Source organism: Streptomyces sp. NPDC003393, assembly GCF_053589015.1.
The window spans coordinates 16,326-42,180 of sequence record NZ_JBSFRB010000005.1 but is presented as its reverse complement, the minus strand read 5'-3'; the positions used below and the strand labels follow the sequence as shown (position 1 = coordinate 42,180).

Sequence of the window (25,855 nt, the reverse complement as noted above, 5' to 3'; positions counted from 1 at the left end):
GTGAAAGAAAGGGCCCCGATCGCCTCAAAAGACGGTCGGGGCCCCGGGAAATCACCGGTCAGCGCCGGTCGGCGGGGTCAGCGCGTGGCGCGGTTGACGGCCGAGACGACCGCCTTCAGCGACGCACGTGTCGTGTTCGCATCGATGCCGATGCCCCACAGGACCTTGTCGTCGATGGCGCATTCGATGTAGGAGGCGGCCTGCGCGGAGGCGCCCTCGCTCATCGTGTGCTCCTGGTAGTCCAGCAGGCGTACGTCGACGCCGATGGACTGGAGGGCGTCGAAGAAGGCCGAGATCGGACCGTTGCCGGAGCCGGTCAGGACGGTGTCCCGGCCGTCGACCGTCGCCTCGACGGTGAGGGTGTCCACGCCGTCGGTGTCCGTCGTCGACTGTCCCGTCCTGACCTGGATGCGGCCCCAGGGGTTCTCCGGGTTCGGCAGGTACTCGTCCTGGAAGACCGCCCAGATCTCCTTCGGCGTGATCTCGCCGCCCTCGGCGTCGGTCTTCGCCTGGATGATCTTCGAGAACTCGATCTGCATCCGGCGCGGCAGGTCCAGCTTGTGGTCGTTCTTCAGGACGTAGGAGACACCGCCCTTGCCGGACTGGGAGTTGACCCGGATGACGGCCTCGTAGGAGCGGCCGACGTCCTTGGGGTCGATGGGCAGGTAGGGCACCGCCCACTCGATGTCGTCGACGGTGACGCCCTTGGCCTCGGCGTCGGCCTCCATGGCGTCGAAGCCCTTCTTGATGGCGTCCTGGTGGGAGCCGGAGAAGGACGTGTAGACCAGGTCGCCCACGTACGGGTGGCGCGGGTGGACCTCCATCTGGTTGCAGTACTCCCACGTACGACGGATCTCGTCGATGTCGGAGAAGTCGATCTGCGGGTCGACGCCCTGGGAGAACAGGTTCATGCCCAGGGTGACCAGGTCGACGTTGCCGGTGCGCTCGCCCTGGCCGAACAGGCAGCCCTCGACGCGGTCGGCGCCGGCCATGACCGCCAGCTCGGCCGCCGCCACGGCCGTGCCGCGGTCGTTGTGCGGGTGGGCGGACAGGCAGACGTACTCGCGCCGCGACAGGTTGCGGTGCATCCACTCGAAGCGGTCCGCGTGCGTGGACGGGGTCGAACGCTCCACGGTGGCGGGCAGGTTGAGGATGATCTCGCGGTCCGGGCCGGGCTGCCAGACGTCCATGACCGCCTCGCAGACCTCCAGGGCGAAGTCCAGCTCGGTGTCGGTGAAGATCTCCGGCGAGTACTGGTAGCCGAACTCCGTCTCCGGGCCCAGCAGCTTCTCCGCGTACTCCATCGCCAGACGGGTGCCGTCGACGGCGATCTGCTTGATGTCGTCCTTGGAGCCGCGGAAGACGACCCGGCGGAAGACCGGGGCGGTGGCGTTGTACAGGTGGACGTTGGCCCGCTTGGCGCCCTTGAGGGACTCCACGGTCCGCTCGATCAGGTCCTCGCGGGCCTGGGTCAGCACGGAGATCGTGACGTCGTCCGGGATCGCGCCCTCCTCCTCGACGATGGAGCGCACGAAGTCGTAGTCGGTCTGCCCGGAGGCCGGGAAGCCGACCTCGATCTCCTTGTAGCCCAGCTTGACCAGCAGGTCGAACATCGCGCGCTTACGGGCGGGCGACATCGGGTCGATCAGGGCCTGGTTGCCGTCGCGCAGGTCGGTGGAGAGCCAGCGGGGGGCACTGGTGATCCGCTGGTTCGGCCAGGTGCGGTCGGGGATGTCGACCTGCTCGTAGCGGCCGTACTTGCGGATCGGCATGGGACTGGGCTGCTGGCGGTTGGCCATGTTGCGTGGGCTCCTCGGTTGGTCCGCGGTCGGTGCGGTGCCGGAAAGGGCGGCCGACGGCGCAACGCCAGACTCCGCGGGGAGGGGGTCGGCCTACGACTACAGGCCCTCGCCGCGGCAGCTAAGGAGAAGCAGCCCGAAAAGCATGATGCTCCGCAGCCTAGCCGAGCCGCACCGACCGTGCGGGCGCGTTCCAGTATGCGAAACCGAAGGGAGAAAAGGGACAAAAAGTGCGCCATCTCACCAAGGGACGATCACGGCGTCACCGTGCGCGACACTCCCTACCACTACGTGACGACACCGCAGCCCCCTTGCCCCGATATTTCACCAATCATGGTTGCGGGTGGTGACAGCGGGATAACACAGTGCAATGGTGCGAGGCATGACGACCAACGGGGGCCTCGAGCCCGTCTTCTGCACCATCGTGCCGCCGCACATCCTCGACCGCCTCGCGCGCCACGAGGATCCCGCGCTCTCCGGACCGGCGCGCCGCAGCCTGGAGCGCGACGCCCTGGAGCGCACCCGCCGCCGGCTGACCACCGTCGTCGGCGCGCCCGCCGTCGCCGCGCCCGCCGGCAAGCGGGCCGAGGAGCCGCACCGCACCATCTACGACGCCCATCACGGCACCGACCTGCCCGGCCGCAAGGTCCGCGGCGAGGGCCAGGAACCGGGTACCGACGCCACCGTCAACCGCGCGTACTCAGGTCTCGGCGCCACCTTCGAGCTGTATCTGACGGCGTACGCCCGCGACTCCATCGACGGCGCGGGCCTGCCCCTGGACGCGACCGTGCACTACGACGAGAAGTACAACAACGCCTTCTGGAACGGCGAGCAGATGGTGTTCGGCGACGGCGACGGCGAGATCTTCCTCGACTTCACCATCCCGGTCGACGTCATCGGCCACGAGCTGACCCACGGCGTCACCCAGCACACCGCCAATCTGGAGTACTTCGGCCAGTCCGGGGCGCTCAACGAGTCGGTGTCCGACGTCTTCGGCTCGCTGATCAAGCAGTACACGCTCGGCCAGACCGCCGCCGAGGCCGACTGGCTGATCGGCGCCGGCCTGCTCGCCCCGGACGTCACGGGCACCGCGCTGCGCTCCATGAAGGCGCCCGGCACGGCCTACGACGACGACGTGCTCGGCAAGGACCCGCAGCCGGCCACCATGGAGCACTACGTCCGCACCAGCAGCGACAACGGCGGCGTGCACATCAACTCCGGCATCCCCAACCACGCCTTCTACCTGACCGCCACCGCGCTCGGCGGCCACGCCTGGGAACGGGCGGGACAGATCTGGTACGACGTGCTGAGCCGCGGCGAGCTCAAGGACGACGCGCTCTTCGCGGACTTCGCCACGCTCACCGTGAAGGCCGCCCGCGAGCGGTACGGATCCGGCGACGAGCTGCAGGCGGTGCAGAAGGCCTGGGAACAGGTCGGGGTGCGGACCCTGTGATTTCGTACTAGACACGAACCCATGCGGATTCAGGTGAGGCGCACGGGCGGGTTCGCGGGCATCGAACGGTTCGCCGAGGTGGACACCGCGGGGCGTGCCGACGCCCACGAGTGGCATGCCCTGGCCGAGCAGGCGCTGGCCGCAGGCCGGGGCACACCGCCGGTGGCGGTGCCGGACGGCTTCTGCTACCAGATCACGGTGGACGGCAGGACGGTGTACGCCGCCGACCCCCGGCTCACCGACGCGGAGCGGAAGCTGATCACCCGGGTGCTGAAGGAAGGCGCGTGACCGGTATGGGCGGGCGCGCGCGTCCGGCGGGACGCCCGAATCCGGTGTGCCGCAGGGGCGTTGACTTCTGTTACCGCGGGTACGGATGATCCGTCGCATGGCGACTGACGCGGGCACGGCGACGGCACCGATCCCCCGGTTCCCGGACGGCTTCCTGTGGGGCGTGTCCACCTCGGCCCACCAGATCGAGGGCGCGGCCGGCGAGCGGGAACCGTCCGTCTGGGACGTGTTCACGGCCGAACCGGGACGGGTCAGGGACGGCACGACGGCGGCGGTGGCCTGCGACCACTACCACCGCCACCGCGAGGACGTGGCGCTGCTGGCGGATCTCGGCGTGGACGCCTACCGCTTCTCGATCTCCTGGCCCCGGGTGAACTCCCCCGGCGGCCTCGACTTCTACGACCGGCTGGCCGACGAGCTGTGCGCGGCCGGCGTCCGGCCGGTCCCCACCCTCTTCCACTGGGACCTCCCGGCCCGTCTGGACTGGCTGGAGCGGGACACGGCGTCCCGTTTCGCGGAGTACGTGTCGCTGGTGGCCACCCGCCTGGGCGACCGCGTCACGAAGTGGATCACGCTCAACGAACCCGCCGAGCACACCCTGCTGGGCCACGCCCTGGGCGTGCACGCGCCGGGGAAGCGGCTGCTGTTCGACGCCCTGCCGGTCGCCCACCACCAGCTCCTCGCCCACGGCCTGGCGGTGCGGGCGCTGCGCGCGGCAGGCGCGGCGGACATCGGCATCGCCAACTCCCACGCCCCGACGTGGCCCGCGTCGCGGGAGGCGGCGGACGTCGAGGCGGCCGACTTCTACGACGTCCTGCTCAATCGGATGTTCGCCGAGCCGGTCCTGCTGGGCCGCTACCCGGAGGGCATCGGCGAACTGTTGCCCGGCGACGTCGAGGCGGACCTGAAGATCATCGCCGAGCCGCTGGACTGGTACGGGATCAACTACTACGCCCCGGCCCGGGCTGGCGCGCCGCAGGGTGCCGGGACGGAGTTCGGCGGGGTGACCATACCGGCGGAGCTGCCCTTCTCACTGCGGGCGATCGAGGACCGCCCGGTCACGGACTTCGGCTGGCCGGTGGTCCCCGAGGCGCTGACGGAACTGCTGACCGGCTTCCGCGACCGCTACGGCGACCGGCTCCCGCCCGTCGTGATCACCGAGAACGGCTGCTCCTACGAGGGCGTCGACGACCAGGACCGCATCGCCTACCTCGACGGCCACGTCCGTGCCCTGCACCGCGCGGTGGAGGCGGGCGTCGACGTGCGCGGGTACTTCGTGTGGTCGCTGCTGGACAACTTCGAGTGGGCGGAGGGCTACGCCCGCCGCTTCGGGCTGGTGCACGTGGACTTCGAGAACCCCGCGGCGCTCACGCGGACACCGAAGGCGTCGTACCGCTGGTTCCAGCGGGTGCTGCGGGCCCAGGTACGGCCGGCCAGGCCCTCGGCGGATCACCTGTGAGGTCCACGAAAAGTCCTACGGCGTTGTCACTCCCCCGTCGTACCCTGGGAAGCGCGAGGCCGCCCTCAGCTACGCGGCCGTGACGAGGAGGAACCGCAGGCCTACAGCGCCGGCCCATGACTCAGACACCCGCAGCCAAGACCCCCGCGCAGGGGCAGGCGAGAGCACAGTTCACCGTCCCCGCCCAGCACCCCATGGTGACCGTGCTGGGTTCCGGCGACTCCCTTCTGCGCGTGATCGAGAAGGCCTTCCCGGGGGCCGACATCCATGTCCGGGGCAATGAGATCAGCGCGGTCGGCGACTCGGCGGACGTCGCCCTGATCCAGCGCGTGTTCGACGAGATGATGCTGGTGCTCCGCACCGGACAGCCGATGACGGAGGACGCAGTGGAACGCTCGATCGCCATGCTCAAGGCGAGCGAGAACGGGGAGAGCGAGGGCCAGGAGACCCCGGCCCAGGTGCTGACACAGAACATCCTGTCCTCGCGCGGCCGCACGATCCGCCCCAAGACGCTCAACCAGAAGCGCTACGTCGACGCGATCGACCAGCACACGGTCGTCTTCGGCATCGGCCCCGCCGGTACCGGAAAGACCTATCTGGCCATGGCGAAGGCGGTGCAGGCCCTGCAGTCCAAGCAGGTCAACCGCATCATCCTGACCCGTCCCGCGGTCGAGGCCGGCGAGCGGCTCGGCTTCCTCCCGGGCACGCTCTACGAGAAGATCGACCCCTATCTGCGCCCGCTGTACGACGCGCTGCACGACATGATCGACCCGGACTCCATCCCGCGGCTGATGGCGGCGGGGACGATCGAGGTCGCACCGCTGGCCTACATGCGCGGCCGGACGCTCAACGACGCCTTCATCATCCTCGACGAGGCACAGAACACCTCGCCGGAACAGATGAAGATGTTCCTCACCCGCCTCGGCTTCGACTCGAAGATCGTGATCACGGGCGACGTGACGCAGGTGGACCTGCCGAACGGCACCAAGAGCGGTCTGCGGCAGGTGCAGGAGATCCTGGAGGGCGTCGAGGACGTCCACTTCTCCCGGCTGTCCTCGCACGACGTCGTACGGCACAAGCTGGTGGGCCGTATCGTCGACGCGTACGAGAAGTACGACAGCAGGTACGGCACCGAGAACGGCACGCCGAGGCCCGCCGGGCACGGCAGACCGGGACACGGACACAAGGGGAAGTAGACCAGCACGACCATGTCGATCGACGTCAACAACGAGTCCGGAACCGAGGTCGACGAGCAGGCGATCCTCGACATCGCCCGCTACGCGCTCGCGCGGATGCGCATCCACCCGCTCTCCGAGCTCTCGGTGATCGTCGTGGACGCCGACGCCATGGAGCAGCTGCACGTGCAGTGGATGGACCTGCCGGGGCCCACGGATGTCATGTCCTTCCCGATGGACGAGCTGCGTCCGCCGGGCAAGGACGACGACGAGCCCCCGCAGGGTCTGCTGGGCGACATCGTGCTGTGCCCGGAGGTGGCCGCCAAGCAGGGGGCCGAGGCCCCGACGAAGCACTCCATGGACGAGGAGCTGCAACTGCTCACCGTCCACGGGGTGCTGCACCTGCTCGGCTACGACCACGAGGAGCCGGACGAGAAGGCCGAGATGTTCGGCCTCCAGGCGGCCATCGTGGACGGCTGGCGTGCGGAGCGGGGCCTGACCGGGCCGTCCCCGGCACCGACGGTCTCGTAGGCCGCCCATGAGTCCGCAGATCGTCGTCGGCGCGATCGCGCTGGTCGTCGTCGCCTGGCTCGCCGCCTGCGCGGAGGCGGGCCTCGCGCGCATCTCCAGCTTCCGGGCCGAGGAGGCCGTGAAGTCCGGCCGCAGGGGCAGCGCCAAGCTCGCCCAGGTGGCGGCCGACCCGACCCGCTATCTGAACGTGGCGCTGCTGGTGCGGGTGGCGTGCGAGATGGCGGCGGGCGCGCTGGTCACGTACGCCTGTCTGGAGGCCTTCCCCAGCAAGGCCGAGGCGCTGGTGATCGCCATCGCGGTCATGGTGCTCGTCTCGTACGTCGCCGTCGGCGTCTCCCCGCGCACCATCGGCCGGCAGCATCCGCTGAACACGGCCACCGTCGCGGCGTACGTGCTCGTCCCGCTCGCGCGGATCATGGGGCCGATCCCGCCCCTGCTGATCCTCATCGGCAACGCGCTCACCCCCGGCAAGGGCTTCCGCCACGGCCCGTTCGCCTCGGAGGCGGAGCTGCGCGCGCTGGTCGACCTGGCCGAGCAGGAGTCGCTGATCGAGGACGAGGAGCGCCGGATGGTGCACTCGGTCTTCGAGCTCGGCGACACCCTCGTGCGCGAGGTCATGGTCCCGAGGACCGACCTGGTCGTCATCGAGCGCTTCAAGACCATCCGCCAGGCCCTCACGCTGGCGCTGCGGTCCGGTTTCTCGCGCATCCCGGTGACGGGTGAGAGCGAGGACGACGTGGTCGGCATCGTGTACCTGAAGGACCTGGCCCGGCGCACCCACATCAGCCGGGACGCCGAGAGCGACCTGGTGTCCACGGCGATGCGCCCGGCCGTCTTCGTGCCGGACACGAAGAACGCCGGCGACCTGCTGCGCGAGATGCAGAAGGAGCGCAACCACGTCGCCGTCGTCATCGACGAGTACGGCGGCACGGCCGGCATCGTCACCATCGAGGACATCCTCGAGGAGATCGTCGGCGAGATCACCGACGAGTACGACCGCGAGCTGCCGCCGGTGGAGGACCTCGGCGCGGACCGCTACCGGGTGACCGCCCGGCTGGGCATCGGCGACCTGGGCGAGCTGTACGGCCTGGAGGAGTACGACGACGAGGACGTGGAGACGGTCGGCGGGCTGCTCGCCAAGGCGCTGGGCCGGGTGCCCATCGCCGGGGCGTCGGCCGTGGTCGAGCTGCCCGACGGCCGGGAACTGCGGCTGACCGCGGAGGCCGCCGCGGGTCGCCGGAACAAGATCGTCACCGTGCTGGTGGAACCGGTGGCGCAGGCGGACGTGCCCGCGGAGGAGGCGAAGGCGGAGTGACGGAGACCGACCGGGGACCGGTGGCGCGGATGCGCGTGACCAACCGGGGCACGGACATGCTGGAACTGATCCTCGAACCCTACGGCAGTGACCACTGGCTGCGGCCCGGTGAGACCTTCGTCGTCGTGACGTACGGCTTCGGGGACGGCGACCCGTTCGAGATCGAGCACCGACCGGCCAGGGTGGTGGTTCACCTCGACGGCCACGGCGACGTGACCGACCTCCACGGCCACGTGATCGACTGCGCCCACGGCCGCCCCGAGACCGGCGGCGGGGCGACCGCATGACCCCCCGGCAGCTGCGGACCCTGTGTCTGTCCTTCAACGCCGCCGTGGAGGACTTCCCCTTCAACCCGGAGACCTCCGTCTTCAAGGTCCGGGGCAAGCTGTTCGCGCTCACGGCGCTGGACGCCGAGCCGCTGACGGTCAACCTCAAGTGCGACCCGGAGGATGCGATCCGGCTGCGCGGCGAGTACCCGGGCCTCATCGTCCCGGGCTGGCACATGAACAAGCGGCACTGGAACACGGTGACGGTCGACGGCGGACTCCCGGACCGGCTGGTCCGGGAGCTCGTGGAGGACTCGTACGACCTGGTGGTGGCCGGCCTGCCGCGCGCCGAACGGCTCCGCCTCGACCGGCCCTAGGGTTGCCTGTCCGGGCCTTCCATCGGGCCCGCATGTTCCGGCGCCCGGCCTAGGACGCGCGCCGGACCCGCAGGCCCAGGGCGACCAGGGCGGCCGCCGCGAGGACGATCGTCGCGTCCAGGGCCAGCACGGTGTGGACGCCGGCGAGGAGATCGCCGGAGGTCGTGGCCAGGACGCCCAGCAGCGGGATGCCGACGGTGATGCCGACCTGCTGAGTGGAGGTGACCAGGCCGGTGGCCAGGCCCTGTTCCTCGTCGGGCACGCCAGAGGTGACGGTCAGGCCGTAGGAGATGATCGCGCCGAGGTGGCACATGCTGGCCGGCGCGACGGCCGCCGTGGCGAGCCACACCGACCAGGTGTGGGCGTTCAGGCCGAGCAGCGCGGCGATCAGCGCGCCCTGCCCGGCGAGCGAGCCGAGGAGGGTGCGGCGGGCGCCGAACCGGCCGATGACCTTCGCCGCGTAGGTGCCCGCGACCGCCGACAGCACGCCCTGGACACCGAAGACCAGCCCGGTCTGGAAGGCCGAACGGGACATCGAGGACGCCGGGCAGATCCGCAAGGAGCTCGACCATCCGCTGGTGGGACTGCTGTGCGTGGAGTCGACGGCCCTGAAGGTGCCGGCCCGGCCGGACCTGACGGTCGTGCTGCACACGCCGCTGGACGAGGCGAACACCGCGGCGAAGCTGGAGTGGCTGGCCTCGCCGGAGGGGCGGCGCGGTGCGATGTATCCGGTGGCGGGGTGACCCGGGCGGTCGCCGGTGCGGCTTTCGTATGCTCGGATCATGACCGACAGCAACGGGCTCGACCCCGAGGACCGCAAGATCGTCACCCTGGCCCGTTCGGTGCGGGCCCGCAACGGCGTGCCTGAGGGCGCGGCCGTACGGGACGAGACGGGCCGTACGTACGCCGCCGGGTCGGTGCACCTCGCGTCGCTGAAGCTGAGCGCCCTGCAGACGGCGGTGGCCATGGCGGTGGCCTCCGGTGCCACGTCCCTGGAGGCGGCCGCGGTGGTCAGCGAGGCGGAGGGCATCGCGCCCGAGGACCGGGCCGCGGTCGGGGACCTGGGCGGCCCCGGCACGCCGGTGCTGCTGGCCGGGCCGGACGGCACGGTCCGGCTGACCGAGCCGGCGGGCCCGGCGCGGTAGGGAGCGGTACGGACCGGCGCAAAGATCGATCGACCGCGGGACGGGGCGGGCCCGGTGGGCGCTACAGCGCGTCGGGTCCGCGTTCGCCCGTCCGGACGCGTACGACCGTCTCCACGGGCACGGACCAGACCTTGCCGTCGCCGATCTTGCCGGTCTGCGCGGCCCGGACCACCGCGTCGATGACCGCGTCCGCGTCGGCGTCCTCGACGACGACGTCGATGCGGACCTTCGGCACCAGGTCCACCCGGTACTCGGCGCCGCGGTACACCTCCGTGTGGCCACGCTGGCGGCCGTAGCCGCTGGCCTCGGTCACGGTCAGACCGTCCACGCCCATCTCCTGGAGCGCGGTCTTGACCTCGTCGAGACGGTACGGCTTGATGATCGCGGTGATGAGCTTCATGCCTGGGTGCTGACCTTCTGGGCGGTGGTGACGAAGGGGGACGCGCCGACCGGGGCGCCGTGCCCCAGGACCCCGTGATCGTAGGCGGTCTCGGCGTGCACCGTAAGGTCCAGGCCGGTGTGCTCCTGCTCCTCGCTCGCACGCAGGCCCATCACCTTGTCGAGCAGTTTCCCGATCCCGTACGTCGCGCCGAAGGCATACACCGCCACGGCCGCCACGGCCAGCAGCTGCCGGCCGAGCTGGGCGAGTCCGCCGCCGTAGAGCAGCCCCTCGGCTCCACCGGTCATCGCCTTCTCGGCGAACAGGCCGATCAGCAGGGTGCCGACGATGCCGCCGACCAGGTGGACGCCGACGACGTCGAGGGAGTCGTCGTAGTTCAGCTTGAACTTCCAGCCGACCGCGTAGGAGCAGACGACGCCCGCGGCCAGGCCCACGACCAGCGCGCCGAGCAGGGAGACGGTGCCGCAGGACGGGGTGATCGCGACCAGGCCGGCGACCGCGCCGGAAGCGGCGCCCAGCGTCGTGGGGTGTCCGTCGCGCCTGTGCTCCACGAAGAGCCAGCCGAGCAGACCGGTGCAGCCCGCCGCCAGAGTGTTGAGGAAGGCGGCGGCGGCCAGGCCGCTGGCGCCCATCGCCGAGCCAGCGTTGAACCCGAACCAGCCGAACCAGAGCAGACCGGCGCCGAGCATCACCATGGGCAGGTTGTGCGGGCGCATGGCGTCCTTCTTGAAGCCCAGTCGCGGGCCCAGGACCAGGCAGAGGGCGAGGCCGGAGGCACCGGAGGTGATCTCGACGGGGAGGCCGCCGGCGAAGTCCAGCGCGCGCAGGTGCTGACCGATCCAGCCGCCGGGGCCCCACACCCAGTGCGCGACGGGAACGTATACCAGCAGCGCCCACACCGGCACGAACACCAGCCAGGCGCCGAACTTCGCCCGGTCCGCGACCGCTCCGCTGATCAGCGCGGCCGTGATGACCGCGAAGGTGAGCTGGAAGGTGGCGAAGAGCAGGGTGGGTACGCTGCCGTGCACGCTCGACGGGCCGAGACCGGCCATGCCGGCCTGGTGCAGGCCGCCGATCAGGCCGTCCGCGACGTCGTCGCCGAAGGCCAGGGAGTAGCCGCAGGCCAGCCAGACCACGGTGACCAGGGCGATCGACACGAAGCTCATCATCAGCATGTTGAGCACGCTCTTGGTGCGCACCATGCCGCCGTAGAACAGGGCGAGGCCCGGTGTCATCAGCAGGACGAGAGCGGTGGCGGCGAGCAACCAGGCGGTGTCGCCGGTGTCGATGTGTGCGGCGGCGAGGGTCACGGGCGTCTCCAGCGGTCCGGGGGCACGACCGAGGGTCACCGCAGCGCGTTTCCGGTCGCGTACAGGTGTGTTTCCGTGACGTTTCGTTGCGCGCGGGTTACCACGACCTCACGGTGCCGCCGGGCTCCGCGCATCAGGGAGAATGGGCGGCATGAGCGTTCGCAACCCGTCATCCGAAGAGCCGGCCGAGGGTGGGGGCACCTCCCACGCCGTCAAGGCAGTGGGGGACCACCGCGCCGGCTTCGCCTGCTTCGTGGGCCGTCCCAACGCGGGCAAGTCCACCCTCACGAACGCTCTGGTCGGGCAGAAGGTGGCGATCACCGCGAACCAGCCGCAGACGACGCGGCACACGGTACGCGGCATCGTGCACCGGCCGGACGCCCAGCTGATCCTGGTGGACACCCCGGGCCTCCACAAGCCGCGCACGCTGCTCGGCGAGCGGCTCAACGACGTCGTGCGGACGACGTGGGCCGAGGTCGACGTGATCGGTTTCTGCCTTCCCGCGAACGAGAAGATCGGTCCCGGCGACCGTTTCATCGCCAAGGAGCTGGCCGGGATCAGGAAGACCCCGAAGGTCGCCATCGTCACCAAGACCGACCTGGTCGACTCCAAGGCCCTCGCCGAGCAGCTGATCGCCATCGACCAGCTGGGCAAGGAGCTGGGCATCGAGTGGGCGGAGATCGTCCCGGTGTCGGCGACCGCGGGCAAGCAGGTGGACCTGCTGGCCGACCTGCTGATCCCGCTGCTGCCCGAGGGGCCGGCGCTCTACCCCGAGGGCGACCTGACGGACGAGCCCGAGCAGGTCATGATCGCGGAACTCATCCGGGAAGCCGCGCTGGAGGGCGTCCGCGACGAACTGCCGCACTCCATCGCGGTGGTGGTCGAGGAGATGCTGCCGCGTGAGGACCGGCCGGCGGACAAGCCGCTGCTGGACATCCACGCGAACGTGTTCATCGAGCGGCCGAGCCAGAAGGGCATCATCATCGGGCCCAAGGGCAAGCGGCTGAAGGAGGTCGGGATCAAGTCGCGCAAGCACATCGAGGCGCTGCTGGGGACGCCGGTCTTCCTCGATCTGCATGTGAAGGTGGCGAAGGACTGGCAGCGGGACCCCAAGCAGTTGCGGCGGCTCGGTTTCTGAGGGGGCGTCGCCCATCCGCCGCCCGACTCGGTGGCTCCGGAGGTGCCGTCCTGGGGCTGCGCCCCTACGCCGCCGGGGCTCCGCCCCGGACACGGCGGAGACTCCGTCCCCTCCACCCTTGCGGAGGGCGCGTCTCTGGTTCCCCGCGGGCCGCGTTCCCCGGCCCCCTGTGGCGACCACATCCCCACCCCCGCATGCCCGTGGGCCGGTCGCCCCTCGGCGGCCGGCCCTTGGATCGTGCGGGTGGGTTTCTCAGCGCAGGGCCCGCAGGGCCTTGTCCGCTCCCTTCGCGCCCAGTTTCACGAAGACCGGGGTGGTGCCCAGGGGTGTGGCGTAGGAGGTGAGGGTCCGGCCGCCGTGGACCGCTCTGCCGTGGGCCACGTCGTACCAGGTGCCCGGGGGCAGGTGGATGCTCCGGGTGGGGGCGTCGGTGAGCTGGGGGGCCGCCAGGACGGCCGGGCCCAGCATCCACTCGTCGGTGATCGTGTAGGCGGGCTTGTCCTGCGGGAAGTCGAAGAAGAGGGGGCGCATGACGGGGTCGCCGGTCCTCAGGGTCTGCTGGACCTGGTCCCAGATGTACGGGGCGAGGCGGGCGTGGCGGGCGATGGCCTGCCGGTAGAGGGCGATCGTCTCCTCGTCGTACACCACCTTCTGGCCCGTTCCGGGGTCGATCGTGTCCACGGGGGACGTGGAGGCGTACATCAGCGGCATCAGGGCGGCCGACTGCGCCCAGCGGACCAGTACCTGCTTCGTCGGCGCGGGCTGAGCGCTCGAGCCGCCGATCATGTCGGTGGTGACGAAGGGGTATCCGATGGTGGAGATGGCGAGGTTCTGGGTGACGGAGGCGCGCAGGGAGTTCCAGCCGGTGCCCTTGTCGACCTGGCGGGTGACGAAGCCGGCCTGGTGGGCGGCGGTGTCCCAGTGGACGCGGATGCCCACGCCCTGGAGGTCGTACTCGTCGGCGAGTCCGGCGCCCAGGCGCTGGTAGTCCGTGGGCTTGTAGCCCTCGTGGGGCGCGCACCGCTCGTCGAAGAAGCGGGTGTCGAACTTCAGGCCGTCGACGTCGTAGGTGTCCATGAGGGACTTCAGCCGGCCCTCGTACCAGGCCTTCGCCTCCGGGTTGCCGAGGTCGACGATGCCGGCGGTGCCGTTCCACCAGGTGACCGTGCAGGGCTTGGTGGTGTCGGCGGCGTCCTTGAGCAGATAGCCGTGGTCGGCGGCGTACTGGTACTGGTCGGAGTCGAGGTTGATCCACAGGGTGACCCAGAGGCCGAAGTCGAAGCCCAGGTCGTGGATCTTCTGCGACATGGCCTTGGGGTCGGGGTACGCCTTCGGGTCGAAGGTCATGTTCCCGTAGTTGGACTCCCACTTGTCGTCGAGCTGGAGGGCGTGGCCGGTGATGCCGGCCTCGTGCAGGTCCTGGGCGTAGTCGAGGAGCTTGGCCTGGTCGACCTTGGTGTAGAACTGCGCCCAGGAGTTCCACACGGGCTCGGCGTACTGCCGGTATCCGGCGTCGCTCTTGGCGGGTTTGCCGACGATGCCGACGTAGTCGCGGTAGACGTCGAGGGGGGTCCGCTCGACGAAGACCGTGGCCCGGTACGGGTCCGCCGACTCGATGTCGAAGCGGCCGGCACCGTCGGTGTCCTGGTTGATCGCCACGTCCATGACGTGACCGGTGTCGACGCGCAGTCCGGTCGCGGTGGACGTGTACCAGAAGGGGTCGATCATGTAGTACGAGGCCGGGCCGAAGCCGGGGTGGACGACCTGGCCGCTGTCGAGCGGCCAGGGCTGGTCGGTACCGGGGCCGCCGTTCGGGGTCTGGGCCTCGCCGTGGCCGTACCAGTGGCCGGCGGACTTCAAGTCGTAGGCCAGGCCCAGGCGTTCGGGAGTGAGGCCGCTGACCTGCCAGTCGAGTTGGTAGCGGTCGGCGGAGGGGGTGACGCGTGCCTGCACCGTGGCACCGGGCGCGGTGGTGGCGGCGGTGAGAGTCAGGACGCCGTTCTTCCAGGACCAGTCGGTGACGCGGGTGGCGTGCTGCCAGGTCCCGGCGGCGCGGAAGCGGAGGGCTCCGGTGTCACCGGATGCGGTGGCCAGGACGGTGGTGCCGGAACGGCGGGTGGTGAGGGCGAGTTGCTCCCTCGCCACCTGGAGGGTGTAGCCGGGTGCGGTGCGGCCGCCGGGGACGGTCAGGGTGAGTTCCGTCGCGGACGCGGTCAGTCGGGGGGTTCGGGGGGCGGGGGCGGCCTGGGCGCGGTTCTGCGCGGAGAGGCCGACGGGGAGGGCGAGGGCCAGGGCGAGGGCGGCGAGGAGCACTCGGGGTCTGCCTGTTGGTCTGCGCACGACGCATGTCCTTCGACGGTGGGAGTCCGGAGCAGCAAGTCATGGTCAGGAGGTGCGGGAGCCCATGCGGTCATCGTGCCTGCCTGCTCGATGACTGCAAAATCGTGCTTGATTCAGCCGATAATTGAGCAGGAAACGTCAACTGTCAATGGCGCGCTCCGGCGTGGGCCCGGCTCGGCGCCATGACCTGGTGCGCCTGCGGGCAAGGGGGGTCCGCGGAGTCGACCCCGTGGGTCAGCCCGGTATGTGCCGCGAGCGGTAGAGGGGCCCGTGTCGCCGGGTGCGGCCGGTCACGCGGACCTGCCGAAGCCGATGGTGGGTACGGCCCGGCGTCGCGGCCACGGCTCCGCGCAGGTCTCCGGCACCAGGTCCGCCAGGAAGGCGTACCGTCGCAGGGCCGCCGGGTCCTGGGCGTCCACCGACTGCACCTTGCGCCACCAGGCCGCCACCTCGGACCAGCCGGGCGCCGACAGCGAGCCGCCGAACTCCTGCACGGACAGCGCGGCGGTGAGGCCGGCGAAGGCGAGACGGTCGGCCAGCGGCCAACCGGCCAGCGTGCCGGTGACGAAGCCGGCCACGAAGACGTCGCCGGCGCCCGTGGGGTCCAGCGCCTCGACGGCGATGGCGGGCACCTCGGCGGTCTCCCCGGTGCGCCGGTCGACGGCGCAGGCGCCCTCCGCGCCGAGGGTGACCACCGCGACCGGCACGAGGGCGGTGAGCGCGCGTGCGGCCGCCCGCGGGCAGTCGGTGCCGGTGTAGCGCATGGCCTCCTCGGCGTTGGGCAGGAACGCCTCGCAGTGCTCCAGGTCCGGCAGGGCCGCGAGGTCCCAGGCTCCGGTCTCGTCCCAGCCGACGTCGCCGAAGATGAGTGTGCCCCGGTGCGCGGCCTCGGCGATCCAGGGCGAACGCCTGCCGGGCACCAGGGAGGCCACGGCGGCTCGCGCGCGGGGCGGGCAGGCGAGTGCGCCCTCCTGCGCGAACTCGGCGTCGGGGGGTGGCTCGTGGCCGTGCGAGACCATCGTCCGCTCACCCTCGTAGGCCATGGAGACGGTGACCGGGGAGTGCCAGCCGGGAACGGTGCGGGACGGCGAGAGGTCGATGCCCTCGCCCTGTTCGAGCGCGTCCCAGCAGTACTCGCCGTAGTGGTCGTCGCCGAAGGCCGCCGCGAGCGCCGTGCGCAGGCCGAGGCGGGCCAGTGCGGTGGCCATGTTGGCCACGCCGCCGGGGCTCGACCCCATGCCGCGTGCCCAGGACTCGGTCCCGCGCACCGGTGCGGAGTCGAGCCCGGTGAAGATGATGTCCAGGAAGACGGTGCCCGTGAGGTACACGTCCCAGGGCGGGTCGCCGCTCGTCCGCAGCCCGGCCAGCGGATCGAACTGCGGACCGAGGGGGGCGTGCGGCGCCCCGACGATGTACTCCCGGCCCTCCGGCTCCTGGTCCTGGCGGTGTCCCTGGTCCTGGCGGTCCGGCCCCTCTCCGGTGGGTGTGCTGGACGCGGTCACGGTGCGCTCCCTGACGTGGTGCCGATCAGGCCAGTGTGCACCAGCGGGCTGACAACGCGTCGACGGTCACGCCGGGACGGGGCGGCGCGGGCGGGGCGACCCGGGCCGGTGGGGGCCGGCGGGCGCCTACCAGCGGGGCACCGCGGGCGTCACCCAGCCCGGCTGGGCGACCCGCATCGCTGCCGCGTCGTCACGGTCCCTGAGCGAGCCGTCGTCCGCGGCCCACCGCCGGTGCAGCCGGGCCAGTTCGTCGCGGTCGAGTGCGACACCGAGGCCGGGGGCGTCCGGGACGGCGACCCGGCCGCCGTCGAAGGCGAGGCGCTCGGTGAGGACGTCCTCGGACTGCCACGGGTAGTGGGTGTCGCAGGCGTGGTGCAGGTTCGGCACGGTGGACGCCACGTGGGTCATCGCGGCCAGGCTGATCCCCAGGTGCGTGTTGGAGTGCATGGACACGCCCACGCCGAAGGCGTCGCACAGGGCCGCCAGGTGCTGGGTGTTGCGCAGGCCGCCCCAGTAGTGGTGGTCGGAGAGGACCACCTGCACCGCGTCCTTCGCGAACGCCTCCCTGATCTCGGCGAACGTCGTCACGCACATGTTGGTGGCCAGCGGCACCCCGGTGCGCGCCGCCACCTCGGCCATGGCGGGTGTGCCCAGCGCCGGGTCCTCCAGGTACTCCAGCAGGTCCCCCAGCTCCCGGGCCACCCTCACCGACGTCTCCACCGACCAGGCGCCGTTGGGGTCCAACCGCAGCGGGTGCCCGGGGAACGCCTCCGCCAGCGCCCGCACGGCGGCGATCTCCTGCTCGGGCGGGAAGACCCCGCCCTTGAGCTTGAAGGAGGTGAAGCCGTGGCGCTCCTTGAACCGGCGGGCCTGCTCCACCACTCCCGCCGGGTCGAGAGCGGCGCCCCAGTCGTCCTTCTCGGACGGCACGCCGTCGGGATGAGCGGCGTTCTTGTAGAAGAGGTAGGCGCTGTACTCGACCGAGTCGCGCACCTTCCCGCCGAGCAGCGCGTGCACGGGCAGGCCGAGCGCCTTGCCGAGGGCGTCGAGGCAGGCGACCTCGAAGGCGGACAGCACGGACAGGCGCAGCTTGTCGGCGGTCTGGACCCCGCGCAGTCCGCCCGCGTCCACCTTCCCGCTGACCCGGGACTCGTCCACACCGAGGTCGGTGGCGAACAGCCGGTTCACGTCCGTGACCGACCGTCCGGTGAGCCACTCGGCGAGCGGACGGACGAGTTCCAGGTACTTGGTGTCGCCGTAGGTCTCTCCCAGCCCGGTGATCCCGTCGGCCGTGACGACCTCCACGATCAGCCGGGGCGTGTACGGCTGGTGGACGCCCTGCGTGTTCAGCAGCGGCGGGTCGGCGACCAGGATCGGCGTCAGCCGCACCTCGGCGACGGTCAGATCACGGGCTGCGTCTGCGGCAGGGGTCACGGGGAGGCTCCTACGAGGTCGGTCGGGCGGTGAGGAGAACCTTGCGGTCGAGGGGTCGGCGGGTTCGTGCGCCGAGGGGCGGGGGTCGCCCGGGCCGGCTGGGGCGTACGCCGGTCACAGACTATCCCTCTATCTTTTCTTGTGAATACCGTCCATATACAAGAACAAGAGTGCTGGCTTCTACCCGTACCCCTCATCCCGCAAACCGATAAGTGACGCAGATCGCACCGTTCACTGTTCTTTCCCGAACCATGTGCTTGGTACAACTTGTTTCGCGCGGGCACGTCCGTCGACGACCGTCGCCTCCCTCCCTCTTTCCTGAGTCCGTTGTACCGAGCCGTTTTCTGGGAACGCCCGTGTCCGCCCGCCGCCCCCTGCCCTGGCCCCTCGTCGCCCTTTTCACGGCCGGGAACCTTGCCTGCTACCTGCTGCCGACCACCGTCGGCAGACTCGAGACCGGTCTGCCGCTCACCGCCACCCGGGCGGGCGCCATCGGCAGCGCGCTGCTGCTGAGTTCGGCGACGGCGGGTCTGCTGCTCGCCTCCCGGGTCGACCGGATCGGCACCCGCCCGCTCGCCCGCCTCGGTCTCGTGCTGGCCTTCCTCGGCTACGGCGGCGCCGCCCTCACCACCGTCGTACCGGCCGTCGTCGCCGGTGCGGTGGCCGGCGGGTTCGGCTCGGGCACGCTCACCGCGGTCGCCGTGAGCGGCTTCGCCGCCCATCGCGACCCGCACCGCGTCACGACGTACGGACTGCTCTGCGTCTCCGCCCTCGCCGGGGCCCTGTACCTGACGCTGCCTCACCTCGGGCCCGGCCACGGCCTCCCGCCGGCCGCGATCGCCCTGACCGCGCTCGCCGTATGGCCGCTCACCGGCCGCCTGACCGGTCCCGAGGTCTCGGACCGGGCCGTGACCGGCGAGCGGCGGCTCCCCCACCGCCGCGCCGGGCTGCTGCTGGCCGCGACCATGCCCTGCTGGTCCCTGGCGCAGAACGCCCTGTGGGGCATGAGCGGCCGGCTCGGGCTCACCCAGGCGCATCTGACCGAGGTCACCGTCGGCGCGGTGTTCGCGGTGGCGCTGGGCGCGGGACTGGCCGGGGTCGCCGGTGCGGGCGCGCTCGGCACGCGGCTCGGCCGGGCCGTGCCCATCGGCGGCGGCACGGTGCTGATCGCGGCCTGTGTCGCGCTCAGCGCCTCGGCGACCGACCTGCGCACGTTCGCCGGCGGGGAGATCGCGTGGAACCTGTTCTACCCGGTGGTGCAGACGTACGTCATCTGCCTCGCCGCCTCGCTCGACCCGAGCGGCCGCTGGGCGGTGTTCGTCGGCTCGGCGTGCTCACTGGGCACCGCGGCGGGCCCGCTGACCGGGAGCCTGCTGGTGCAACGCGCGGGCTTCCCGGTGACGGGCGCGGTGCTGGCCCTCGTGCTGCTGCTGACCGCCGTGCCGTTGACGGCGGTGGCGCTGCACGGGCGCGGGCGGCTCCTGCCCGTCGTGGCAGCCGGGTGGAGGCGCCCGCCGCGGCCGTGCGCAGCGCCTACGACACCGCGTCCGCGAACTGGTACGCCTCCACCTCGCCGAGGTAGCGGGCGCGCCGCTCCTCGTCGTCCTCCAGGAAGGAGGCGAGGAAGGAGTTGCGGGCCAGTGCGCGCAGCCGCTCCCCGGTCAGGCCGAGGGTGCGGTGGACGGCGGCGAAGTTGTCGCCGGCGTAACCGCCGAAGTAGGCCGGGTCGTCGGAGTTGACCGTGCACAGCAGACCGGCGTCCAGCATGGCGGGCAGCGGGTGGTCGGCCAGGGTGTCGACGGCCCGCAGCCGTACATTCGACAGCGGACACAGGGTCAGCGGCACCCGCTCGCGGACCAGCCGCTCGACCAGCGCGGGGTCCTCCAGGCAGCGCAGCCCGTGGTCGACGCGCTCCACTCCGAGCACGTCCAGCGCCTCGGTGATGTACCGCGGCGGACCCTCCTCACCGGCGTGCGCCACGCGACGCAGCCCGAGGGCGGCGGCGGCCTCGTACACCGCGCGGAACTTCGCCGGCGGGTGCCCGGCCTCGGCGGAGTCGAGTCCGACGCCGGTGATCCGGTCCAGGTACGGCTTGGCCGCGTCCAGCGTCTCGAGGGCCGACTCGGCGGACCGGTCGCGCAGGAAGCACATGATGAGCCTGGTGGAGACCCCGTGGTTCTCCGTGCTGCGGCCCAGCGCCCGCCACAGGCCCTCGACGACCGTGCCCATGCCGATCCCGCGCGCGGTATGGGCCTGCGGGTCGAAGAAGATCTCGGCGTGCCGCACGCCCTGCGCGGCGGCCCGCGCGAGATAGGCGTTCGCCAGGTCCTCGAAGTCCCGCTCGGTGCGCAGGACGGCCATCAGTTCGTAGTACAGGTTCAGGAAGGACTGGAGGTCCTCGAACCGGTAGGCCTCGCGGAGCGCGTCGGTGTCGGCGTAAGGCAGCGTCACGCCGTTGCGCGCGGCCAGCTCGAAAGCCAGCTCGGGCTCCAGGGTGCCTTCGATGTGCAGGTGCAGTTCGGCTTTGGGCAGGGGCATCAGAGCATCGTACGGCCTGGTCACCGTCGTTTCGGGAGCGGCACCCGGAGCAGGTCGTACGCCACGGTCAGCTCGCCCTCGAACCCGGCCGCCCGCGCCTGCCGCTCGAACTCCTCGGGGTCGGTGTAGCGCTGGCTGAAGTGCGTCAGCACCAGGTGGCGTACGCCCGCGTCCCGCGCCACCCGCGCCGCCTGACCGGCCGTCAGGTGGCCGTACTCCTCGGCCAGCGTCTCGTCCCCGTCGAGGAAGGTGGACTCGATCACCAACAGGTCGCAGCCCTCCGCGAGGGCGTGCACCCCCTCGCACAGCCGGGTGTCCATGACGAACGCGAACCGCTGTCCGCGCCGCACCTCGCTCACCGCCTCCAGCGGGACGCCGTTCAGTGCCCCCTCCCGCTGGATCCGGCCCACGTCCGGGCCCTTGATCCCATGCGCGGCGAGCCGGTCGGGCAGCATGCGGCGCCCGTCGGGCTCGATGAGCCGGTAGCCGTAGGACTCCACGGGGTGGGAGAGCCGGCGGGCCTCGAGGGTGTAGTTCTCCGTGGTGGCGAGGGTGCCGTCGGCGTCGACCGGGGCCTCGGCGAGCGAGACGGTCTCGCGGTAGGCGGTGGCGTACCGGAGGCGGTCGAAGAAGCGCCGGCCGGAGCGCGGGTAGTGCGCGGTGATCCGGTGCGGCACCTTGTCCAGGTTGATGCGCTGGATCACCCCGGCCAGGCCCAGCGAGTGGTCGCCGTGGAAGTGGGTGACGCAGATCCGGTTCAGGTCGTGCGCCGCGACTCCGGCGCGCAGCATCTGCCGCTGGGTGCCCTCGCCGGGGTCGAACAGGATGCCCTCGCCGTCCCAGCGCAACAGATAGCCGTTGTGGTTGCGGTGACGGGTCGGGACCTGGCTGGCAGTGCCGAGGACGACGAGCTCGCGGACGGACATGTCTGCTGTCCGCTCCTAGCCGGGGGGCCACTGGAGGCCGCGGCCGCCGAGGACGTGGGCGTGGGCGTGCCAGACGGTCTGACCGGCGCCGTGACCGGTGTTGAAGACGATGCGGTAGCTGTCGAGCTTGTCCTCGTCGGCGATCGCCTGGGTCTCGCGCAGCACGTCCGCGGCGAGTTCCGGGGCATCGGCCGCGAGGGCGGCGGCGTCCTTGTAGTGCGCCTTCGGGATCACCAGGACGTGGGTCGGCGCCTGGGGGTTGATGTCGCGGAAGGCGACGGTGGTGTCCGTCTCGCGGACGATCGTCGCCGGGACCTGCCCCGCGACGATCTTGCAGAACAGGCAGTCGTCCTGGGGTTCCCCTGCCATGGGCGCTCCTTGGGAGTGATCGAGTACGGGGGCATGGTACCGAGGGCGGCGAGAACCGGCCCGTCCGGCGCCTGGGGACGGGCCGTTCAGGCCGATGGGGGGTCCGGGGGCGGCGCCCCCGGACGGTCACGGCAAGGACGGTGGTGTCTTGGCCGGGGTGGTCCCCAGGGCTTCCAGGGCGAGCCGGATCGCCTCGTCGAGCTGGGTGTCGCGGCTCGCCGCGTGGTCCTGCGGCCGCTGGACGACCTCCACGTCCGGATCCACGCCGTGGTTCTCGACGTCCCAACCGTAACCCTCCAACCAGAAGGCGTACTTCGGCTGGGTGATCAAAGTGCCGTCGACCAGGCGGTAGCGGCTGTCGATGCCGATGACGCCGCCCCAGGTGCGGGTGCCGACGACCGGACCGATGCCCAGTGCCTTGATCGCCGCGTTGACGATGTCGCCGTCGGAGCCGGAGAACTCGTTGGCGACGGCCACGACCGGCCCGCGCGGCGCGTCCCGCGGGTAGCTCTCGGCCCGCATGCCGCGGGGCAGGTCCCAGCCGACGATCCGCCGGGCCAGCTTCTCCACCACAAGCTGGGAGGTGTGGCCGCCGCGGTTCTCCCGGACGTCCACGACCAGGCCCTCGCGGGCCACTTCGACGCGCAGGTCGCGGTGGATCTGCGCCCAGCCGGGAGCCTGCATGTCCGGCACGTGGAGGTAGCCGAGCCGGCCGCCGGACTTCTCGTGGACGTAGGCGCGGCGGTCGGCGACCCACGCGTGGTAGCGCAGCGGTTCCTCGTCGTCGAGGGGCACGACCACGGCATGGCGCGGATCACCGCCGCCGGACGGGGAGACGGTCAGCTCGATCGGCTTGTCCGCCGTGCCGACCAGCAGCGGGCCGGGCCCGGTCACCGGGTCGACCGGACGGCCGCCGACCGCGACGATCGCGTCCCCGGCGCGCACCGCGACACCGGGCGCGGCGAGCGGGCTGCGCGCCTTGGGATCGGAGGTCTCCGAGGGAAGGATCCGGTCGATGCGCCAGGTGCCGTCCTCGTGCCGGGAGATGTCCGCGCCGAGCAGGCCCTGCCGGGGGCCGTCGCCGAAGTTCCCGTAGGGGGTGACGTAGGCGTGCGAGGTGCCCAGTTCGCCGTGCACCTCCCACAGCAGGTCCACGAGGTCGTCGTGGGTGGCGACGCGGTCCAGGACGGGCCGGTAGCGGTCGAGGACGCCGTCCCAGTCCACGCCGCCCATGTCCGGCCGCCAGAAGTTGTCCCGCATGATGCGGCCGGTCTCCTCGTACATCTGCCGCCACTCGGCGGCCGGGTCGACGGTCTGCCGGACCCGGGCGAGGTCGACGGTGATGTTGGAGTCGCTGTCCTCGTCGCCGGAGGCGCGCCGGTCGCTGGGCACGACCTTCAGCTTGCCGTCGGTCCACAGCAGGACCCGCTTGCCGTCCCCGCTGACCTCGAAGTGGTCGGCGTCGGCGGCGAGGTGCTCGATGCGCTGCTGCGCCAGGTCGTAGCGCTCCAGCTCGGTCTTCGGGTCGGGGTCGTCGGGCGTGGCGCGGGAGGCGCCGAGCACTCCGGTGACCGGGTGCCGCAGCCACAGCACGCCGTCGCGGGCGGCGCGCAGGTTGGAGTAGCGGGCGGCCTCGACCGGGAAGGGCACGATGCGGTCGGCGAGTCCGTCGAGGTCGATCCTGGTCGTCGGGGTTCCCTCGCTGTCCGGGGTCTCCTCCTTCTCGGAGACCTCGAAGGGGCGGCCGTGCCGCTGCGGGCCGAACGGGGAGGGCGTCGTCGCGGCCAGGGTGATCAGATGCGGGCGGGAACTCTCCACGAACGCCAGGTCGAAGACGTGCTCGTCATAGACGGGATCGAAGGAGCGGTGGGAGAGGAAGGCGAGGTGCTTGCCGTCCAGGGTGAACGCGGGGGCGTAGTCCTGGAAGCGCAGCGGGGTCGCCTCGGTGACCGACAGGTCGGTGGCGTGCGCCAGCCGGATCTGGCTGAGCGGGCGCGGGCCGGGGTGGGACCAGGCGAGCCAGGTGGAGTCGGGGGAGAACGCGAGGCCGGTGACGTCGCCGTGCTCGCTGCGGTCGACCTCGCGGACCTCGCCGGTCTCGCGTTCGACGAGCAGCAGCCGCCCGTCGTGGGAGGCGACCGCGGCCCGGCTGCCGTCGGGGGCCATGGCCAGTTCCAGGACCCGGCCGAGCCGCCCCGCGGCCAGCCGGCGCGGGGTCGCGCCGGGCGCCGGGCCGGTGGCGGGCGCGAACTCCAGGGCGTCGTCCCCCTCGGCGTCCGTCACCCACACCACCCACTCCTCGCCCTCGGCACGGAAGGTGCGCGGCAGCCTGGCCCGTACGCCGGGCTCGGCGGCCAGCGCGCGGGCGGGGCCGGAGCGGTGGGTGACCCAGTGCACCGCGCCGCGCACGGCGACGGCGCTGCCGCGCGCGGTGTGGTCGGGCGCGGCGGAGCCGAACCAGCGGGAGGCGTTCACCGGATAGGGCTGGAGGTCCACGCGCGGGCCGCCGAGCCGGATGTCGAGCCGGCGCGGTTCGGCGCCGTCGAGGCCGTCCAGGAGCCAGAGTCCGCCCGCGCTGGAGTAGACGACCCGGGTGCCGTCGGTGGCGGCGTGGCGGGCGTAGAAGCCGTCGAGAGGCGTGTGCCGCCGCAGGTCGGAGCCGTCGGCGAGGGAGGAGTACAGCGCGCCGGTGCCCTCGTGGTCGGAGAGGAACGCGATCCTCTCCCCCACCCACAGCGGGTACTCGAGGTTGCCGTCCAGCTCCTCGTGCAGCCGTACGAACTCGCCGGTGTCCTCCCGGTCGATCCACAGTCTGCCCGCGGTGCCGCCCCGGTACCGCTTCCACCAGGCCGCCTCGCGGCCCATGGGCGCCGACAGCAGGACGGTGTGCGGTCCGTACGCGATGTCGCCGACCGGGCCGTACGGCAGGGTGGCGGCCGGTCCGCCGTCCAGCGGGACGGCGCGTGCCCAGCTGCGGCGCAGGCTCGCCTGGCCCTGCGTGCTCAGCGCGAGCACCCGGCCGTCCGGGGTCCAGCCGCGCACCTGGGTGCGCCAACTCCCCCAGTGGGTGAGGCGTTTGGCGGGGCCGCCGTCGACCGGGGCGACGTGCACCTCGGGAGCGCCGTCCCGGGTGGAGGTCCAGGCGACGGCGGTGCCGTCGGGCGAGATGCGGGGGTGGTTCACCGGCACGTTGTCGGCGCTGACCCGCCAGGCGCGCCCGCCGTCCAGCGGCGCGAGCCACACGTCGTCCTCGGCGGTGAAGGCGACCGACTCGCCGTGCAGATGGGGGAAACGGAGGTACGCCGTCGACGCGGACAGCAAAGACGATGCGGACTGAGTCACCCGATCACCCTACGCAGCGGCGGCGGCCGCGGACAGGGGTCCGGATCACTTGGACGTGCTTCCTTCGCACGTCACGCCGTGGACAGGGCCCTTCACTTGCCCGGGACCGGCCAGCAGGTCGGGTCGCCGTGGCACCAGATGGTCCGGGTCACGGTGACCGTGACCGTCGGGCCCGGCTGCCCGTGGGTGCCGGGCGGCCGGTAGGTGGGGCCGCCGACGGCGTCGCAGTCGCCGAGCCCGCTGACGTGGAAGACCACCCTGCCGCCCGCCTCGGCACTCAGGTCGCCGCGCACACAGGCACCGCTGACGGCCCGGGTGACCTTGCCGGTGACGGTGATCTTCCGGCCGTCCTCGGTCTCCCCCCGGCAGTCGACGGAGGCCACGGTGGCACGGGACGCCGACGGCGCCGGCGTGGCGGTCCTGCCGCCGCCGTCGTAGTGGGCCGTGCAGTTCAGCCGGCGCACGGAGGTGTGCCGCCGGTTCAGCTCGGCGGTCGCCGTACGGTCGGTCGTATAGGCCACCGACGCGGTACTCAGCCCGCCGGGATCGCATGCGACGGCCCCGCCCGCGACGAGCACCACGAGCCCCGCCGCGGCCATCACCCGCCGCCCGCGCGGCAGTTGCCGCATCCACCTCGACACCCCCATGCACGCCAGCGTGCCACCGGCCCGCGCCCCGTGGAAGGGCGCATACGGCCACGCGCGCGCCGCACGGGCGCCGTCCGGGCCCTGGCCGACGCGGCCCGGCG

Annotated in this window: 21 protein-coding genes and 2 pseudogenes; 11 read left to right on the top strand and 12 right to left on the bottom strand. The window is 71.9% G+C overall.

Going from position 1 to position 25,855, the window contains the following annotated elements:
• Positions 1-77 precede the first annotated feature (77 nt).
• Positions 78-1,799 carry a 2-isopropylmalate synthase gene (gene leuA, locus ACWDUZ_RS06895; RefSeq protein WP_451630742.1) on the bottom strand — a complete coding sequence of 574 codons (1,722 nt, stop codon included), beginning with the start codon at positions 1,797-1,799 and terminating at the stop codon, positions 78-80.
• A gap of 382 nt (positions 1,800-2,181) precedes the next feature.
• On the opposite strand from leuA, the gene ACWDUZ_RS06890 reads away from it, so the two are divergent.
• The 8 genes from ACWDUZ_RS06890 to ACWDUZ_RS06855 all read left to right on the top strand — a co-directional run bounded on the left by ACWDUZ_RS06890 (position 2,182) and on the right by ACWDUZ_RS06855 (position 8,663).
• Positions 2,182-3,252, top strand: coding sequence for a M4 family metallopeptidase (locus ACWDUZ_RS06890; protein WP_451630741.1), 1,071 nt, complete (start codon positions 2,182-2,184; stop codon positions 3,250-3,252).
• A 21-nt stretch (positions 3,253-3,273) separates the two neighbouring features.
• The gene (locus tag ACWDUZ_RS06885) at positions 3,274-3,540 is read left to right on the top strand and encodes a protealysin inhibitor emfourin (protein ID WP_451630740.1); all 267 of its coding nucleotides are present in this window, start codon (positions 3,274-3,276) and stop codon (positions 3,538-3,540) included.
• A gap of 85 nt (positions 3,541-3,625) precedes the next feature.
• Positions 3,626-4,999, top strand: a complete 1,374-nt coding sequence (locus tag ACWDUZ_RS06880; protein WP_451630739.1) for a GH1 family beta-glucosidase — start codon at positions 3,626-3,628, stop codon at positions 4,997-4,999.
• A gap of 116 nt (positions 5,000-5,115) precedes the next feature.
• On the top strand, positions 5,116-6,195 hold the full coding sequence (locus ACWDUZ_RS06875) for a PhoH family protein (RefSeq protein ID WP_451630738.1): 1,080 nt from the start codon (positions 5,116-5,118) through the stop codon (positions 6,193-6,195).
• Positions 6,196-6,207: 12 nt separating this feature from the next.
• Positions 6,208-6,705: an rRNA maturation RNase YbeY gene (ybeY, locus tag ACWDUZ_RS06870; protein WP_306187084.1), complete on the top strand. Its 498-nt coding sequence runs from the start codon at positions 6,208-6,210 to the stop codon at positions 6,703-6,705.
• A 7-nt stretch (positions 6,706-6,712) separates the two neighbouring features.
• Positions 6,713-8,020 (top strand): hemolysin family protein, encoded by a 1,308-nt coding sequence (locus ACWDUZ_RS06865; RefSeq protein ID WP_451630737.1) that lies wholly within the window; start codon positions 6,713-6,715, stop codon positions 8,018-8,020.
• On the top strand, positions 8,017-8,307 hold the full coding sequence (locus ACWDUZ_RS06860) for a hypothetical protein (RefSeq protein WP_451630736.1): 291 nt from the start codon (positions 8,017-8,019) through the stop codon (positions 8,305-8,307). Before ACWDUZ_RS06865 ends, ACWDUZ_RS06860 begins: the two co-directional genes overlap by 4 nt.
• On the top strand, positions 8,304-8,663 hold the full coding sequence (locus ACWDUZ_RS06855; RefSeq protein ID WP_451630735.1) for an MmcQ/YjbR family DNA-binding protein: 360 nt from the start codon (positions 8,304-8,306) through the stop codon (positions 8,661-8,663). Before ACWDUZ_RS06860 ends, ACWDUZ_RS06855 begins: the two co-directional genes overlap by 4 nt.
• Before the next feature lie 49 nt (positions 8,664-8,712).
• Here the strand turns inward: ACWDUZ_RS06855 and ACWDUZ_RS06850 are convergent.
• Positions 8,713-9,189 (bottom strand): annotated as a pseudogene (locus ACWDUZ_RS06850) (MFS transporter); the annotation flags it as partial.
• Here ACWDUZ_RS06850 and ACWDUZ_RS06845 point away from each other — a divergent pair.
• Positions 9,185-9,406 (top strand): annotated as a pseudogene (locus tag ACWDUZ_RS06845) (MmyB family transcriptional regulator); the annotation flags it as partial. The pseudogenes ACWDUZ_RS06850 and ACWDUZ_RS06845 overlap by 5 nt on opposite strands.
• Before the next feature lie 39 nt (positions 9,407-9,445).
• Positions 9,446-9,808 (top strand): cytidine deaminase, encoded by a 363-nt coding sequence (locus ACWDUZ_RS06840; RefSeq protein ID WP_451630734.1) that lies wholly within the window; start codon positions 9,446-9,448, stop codon positions 9,806-9,808.
• A 61-nt stretch (positions 9,809-9,869) separates the two neighbouring features.
• On the opposite strand, the gene ACWDUZ_RS06835 is transcribed toward ACWDUZ_RS06840, so the two are convergent.
• Both ACWDUZ_RS06835 and ACWDUZ_RS06830 read right to left on the bottom strand, forming a co-directional pair.
• The gene (locus tag ACWDUZ_RS06835; RefSeq protein ID WP_030173001.1) at positions 9,870-10,208 is read right to left on the bottom strand and encodes a P-II family nitrogen regulator; all 339 of its coding nucleotides are present in this window, start codon (positions 10,206-10,208) and stop codon (positions 9,870-9,872) included.
• Positions 10,205-11,518, bottom strand: a complete 1,314-nt coding sequence (locus ACWDUZ_RS06830) for an ammonium transporter (RefSeq protein ID WP_451630733.1) — start codon at positions 11,516-11,518, stop codon at positions 10,205-10,207. The genes ACWDUZ_RS06835 and ACWDUZ_RS06830 overlap by 4 nt, the downstream gene beginning before the upstream one ends.
• A 151-nt stretch (positions 11,519-11,669) precedes the next feature.
• On the opposite strand from ACWDUZ_RS06830, the gene era reads away from it, so the two are divergent.
• Positions 11,670-12,656 (top strand): GTPase Era, encoded by a 987-nt coding sequence (gene era, locus ACWDUZ_RS06825; RefSeq protein WP_451630732.1) that lies wholly within the window; start codon positions 11,670-11,672, stop codon positions 12,654-12,656.
• 252 nt (positions 12,657-12,908) lie between these two features.
• Here era and ACWDUZ_RS06820 read toward each other — a convergent pair whose 3' ends face one another.
• From ACWDUZ_RS06820 to ACWDUZ_RS06785, 8 genes are all read right to left on the bottom strand, one after another.
• Positions 12,909-14,996 (bottom strand): glycoside hydrolase family 31 protein, encoded by a 2,088-nt coding sequence (locus ACWDUZ_RS06820; protein WP_451630731.1) that lies wholly within the window; start codon positions 14,994-14,996, stop codon positions 12,909-12,911.
• Positions 14,997-15,286: 290 nt separating this feature from the next.
• On the bottom strand, positions 15,287-16,408 hold the full coding sequence (locus tag ACWDUZ_RS06815) for a carbohydrate kinase family protein (protein WP_451630946.1): 1,122 nt from the start codon (positions 16,406-16,408) through the stop codon (positions 15,287-15,289).
• 216 nt (positions 16,409-16,624) lie between these two features.
• A complete protein-coding gene (locus ACWDUZ_RS06810; protein ID WP_451630730.1) occupies positions 16,625-17,932 on the bottom strand; it encodes a glucarate dehydratase family protein in 1,308 nt (435 codons plus the stop codon).
• A 1,533-nt stretch (positions 17,933-19,465) separates the two neighbouring features.
• Entirely contained in the window at positions 19,466-20,470 is a 1,005-nt protein-coding gene (locus tag ACWDUZ_RS06805) for an adenosine deaminase (protein WP_451630729.1), read from the bottom strand.
• Positions 20,471-20,490: 20 nt separating this feature from the next.
• On the bottom strand, positions 20,491-21,396 hold the full coding sequence (locus ACWDUZ_RS06800) for a ribonuclease Z (RefSeq protein ID WP_451630728.1): 906 nt from the start codon (positions 21,394-21,396) through the stop codon (positions 20,491-20,493).
• Positions 21,397-21,411: 15 nt separating this feature from the next.
• Positions 21,412-21,765, bottom strand: coding sequence for a histidine triad nucleotide-binding protein (locus ACWDUZ_RS06795; RefSeq protein ID WP_451630727.1), 354 nt, complete (start codon positions 21,763-21,765; stop codon positions 21,412-21,414).
• Between the two features lie 126 nt (positions 21,766-21,891).
• The gene (locus ACWDUZ_RS06790) at positions 21,892-25,086 is read right to left on the bottom strand and encodes a S41 family peptidase (protein WP_451630945.1); all 3,195 of its coding nucleotides are present in this window, start codon (positions 25,084-25,086) and stop codon (positions 21,892-21,894) included.
• A 113-nt stretch (positions 25,087-25,199) separates the two neighbouring features.
• Positions 25,200-25,754 carry a hypothetical protein gene (locus ACWDUZ_RS06785; RefSeq protein WP_451630726.1) on the bottom strand — a complete coding sequence of 185 codons (555 nt, stop codon included), beginning with the start codon at positions 25,752-25,754 and terminating at the stop codon, positions 25,200-25,202.
• Positions 25,755-25,855 lie beyond the last annotated feature (101 nt).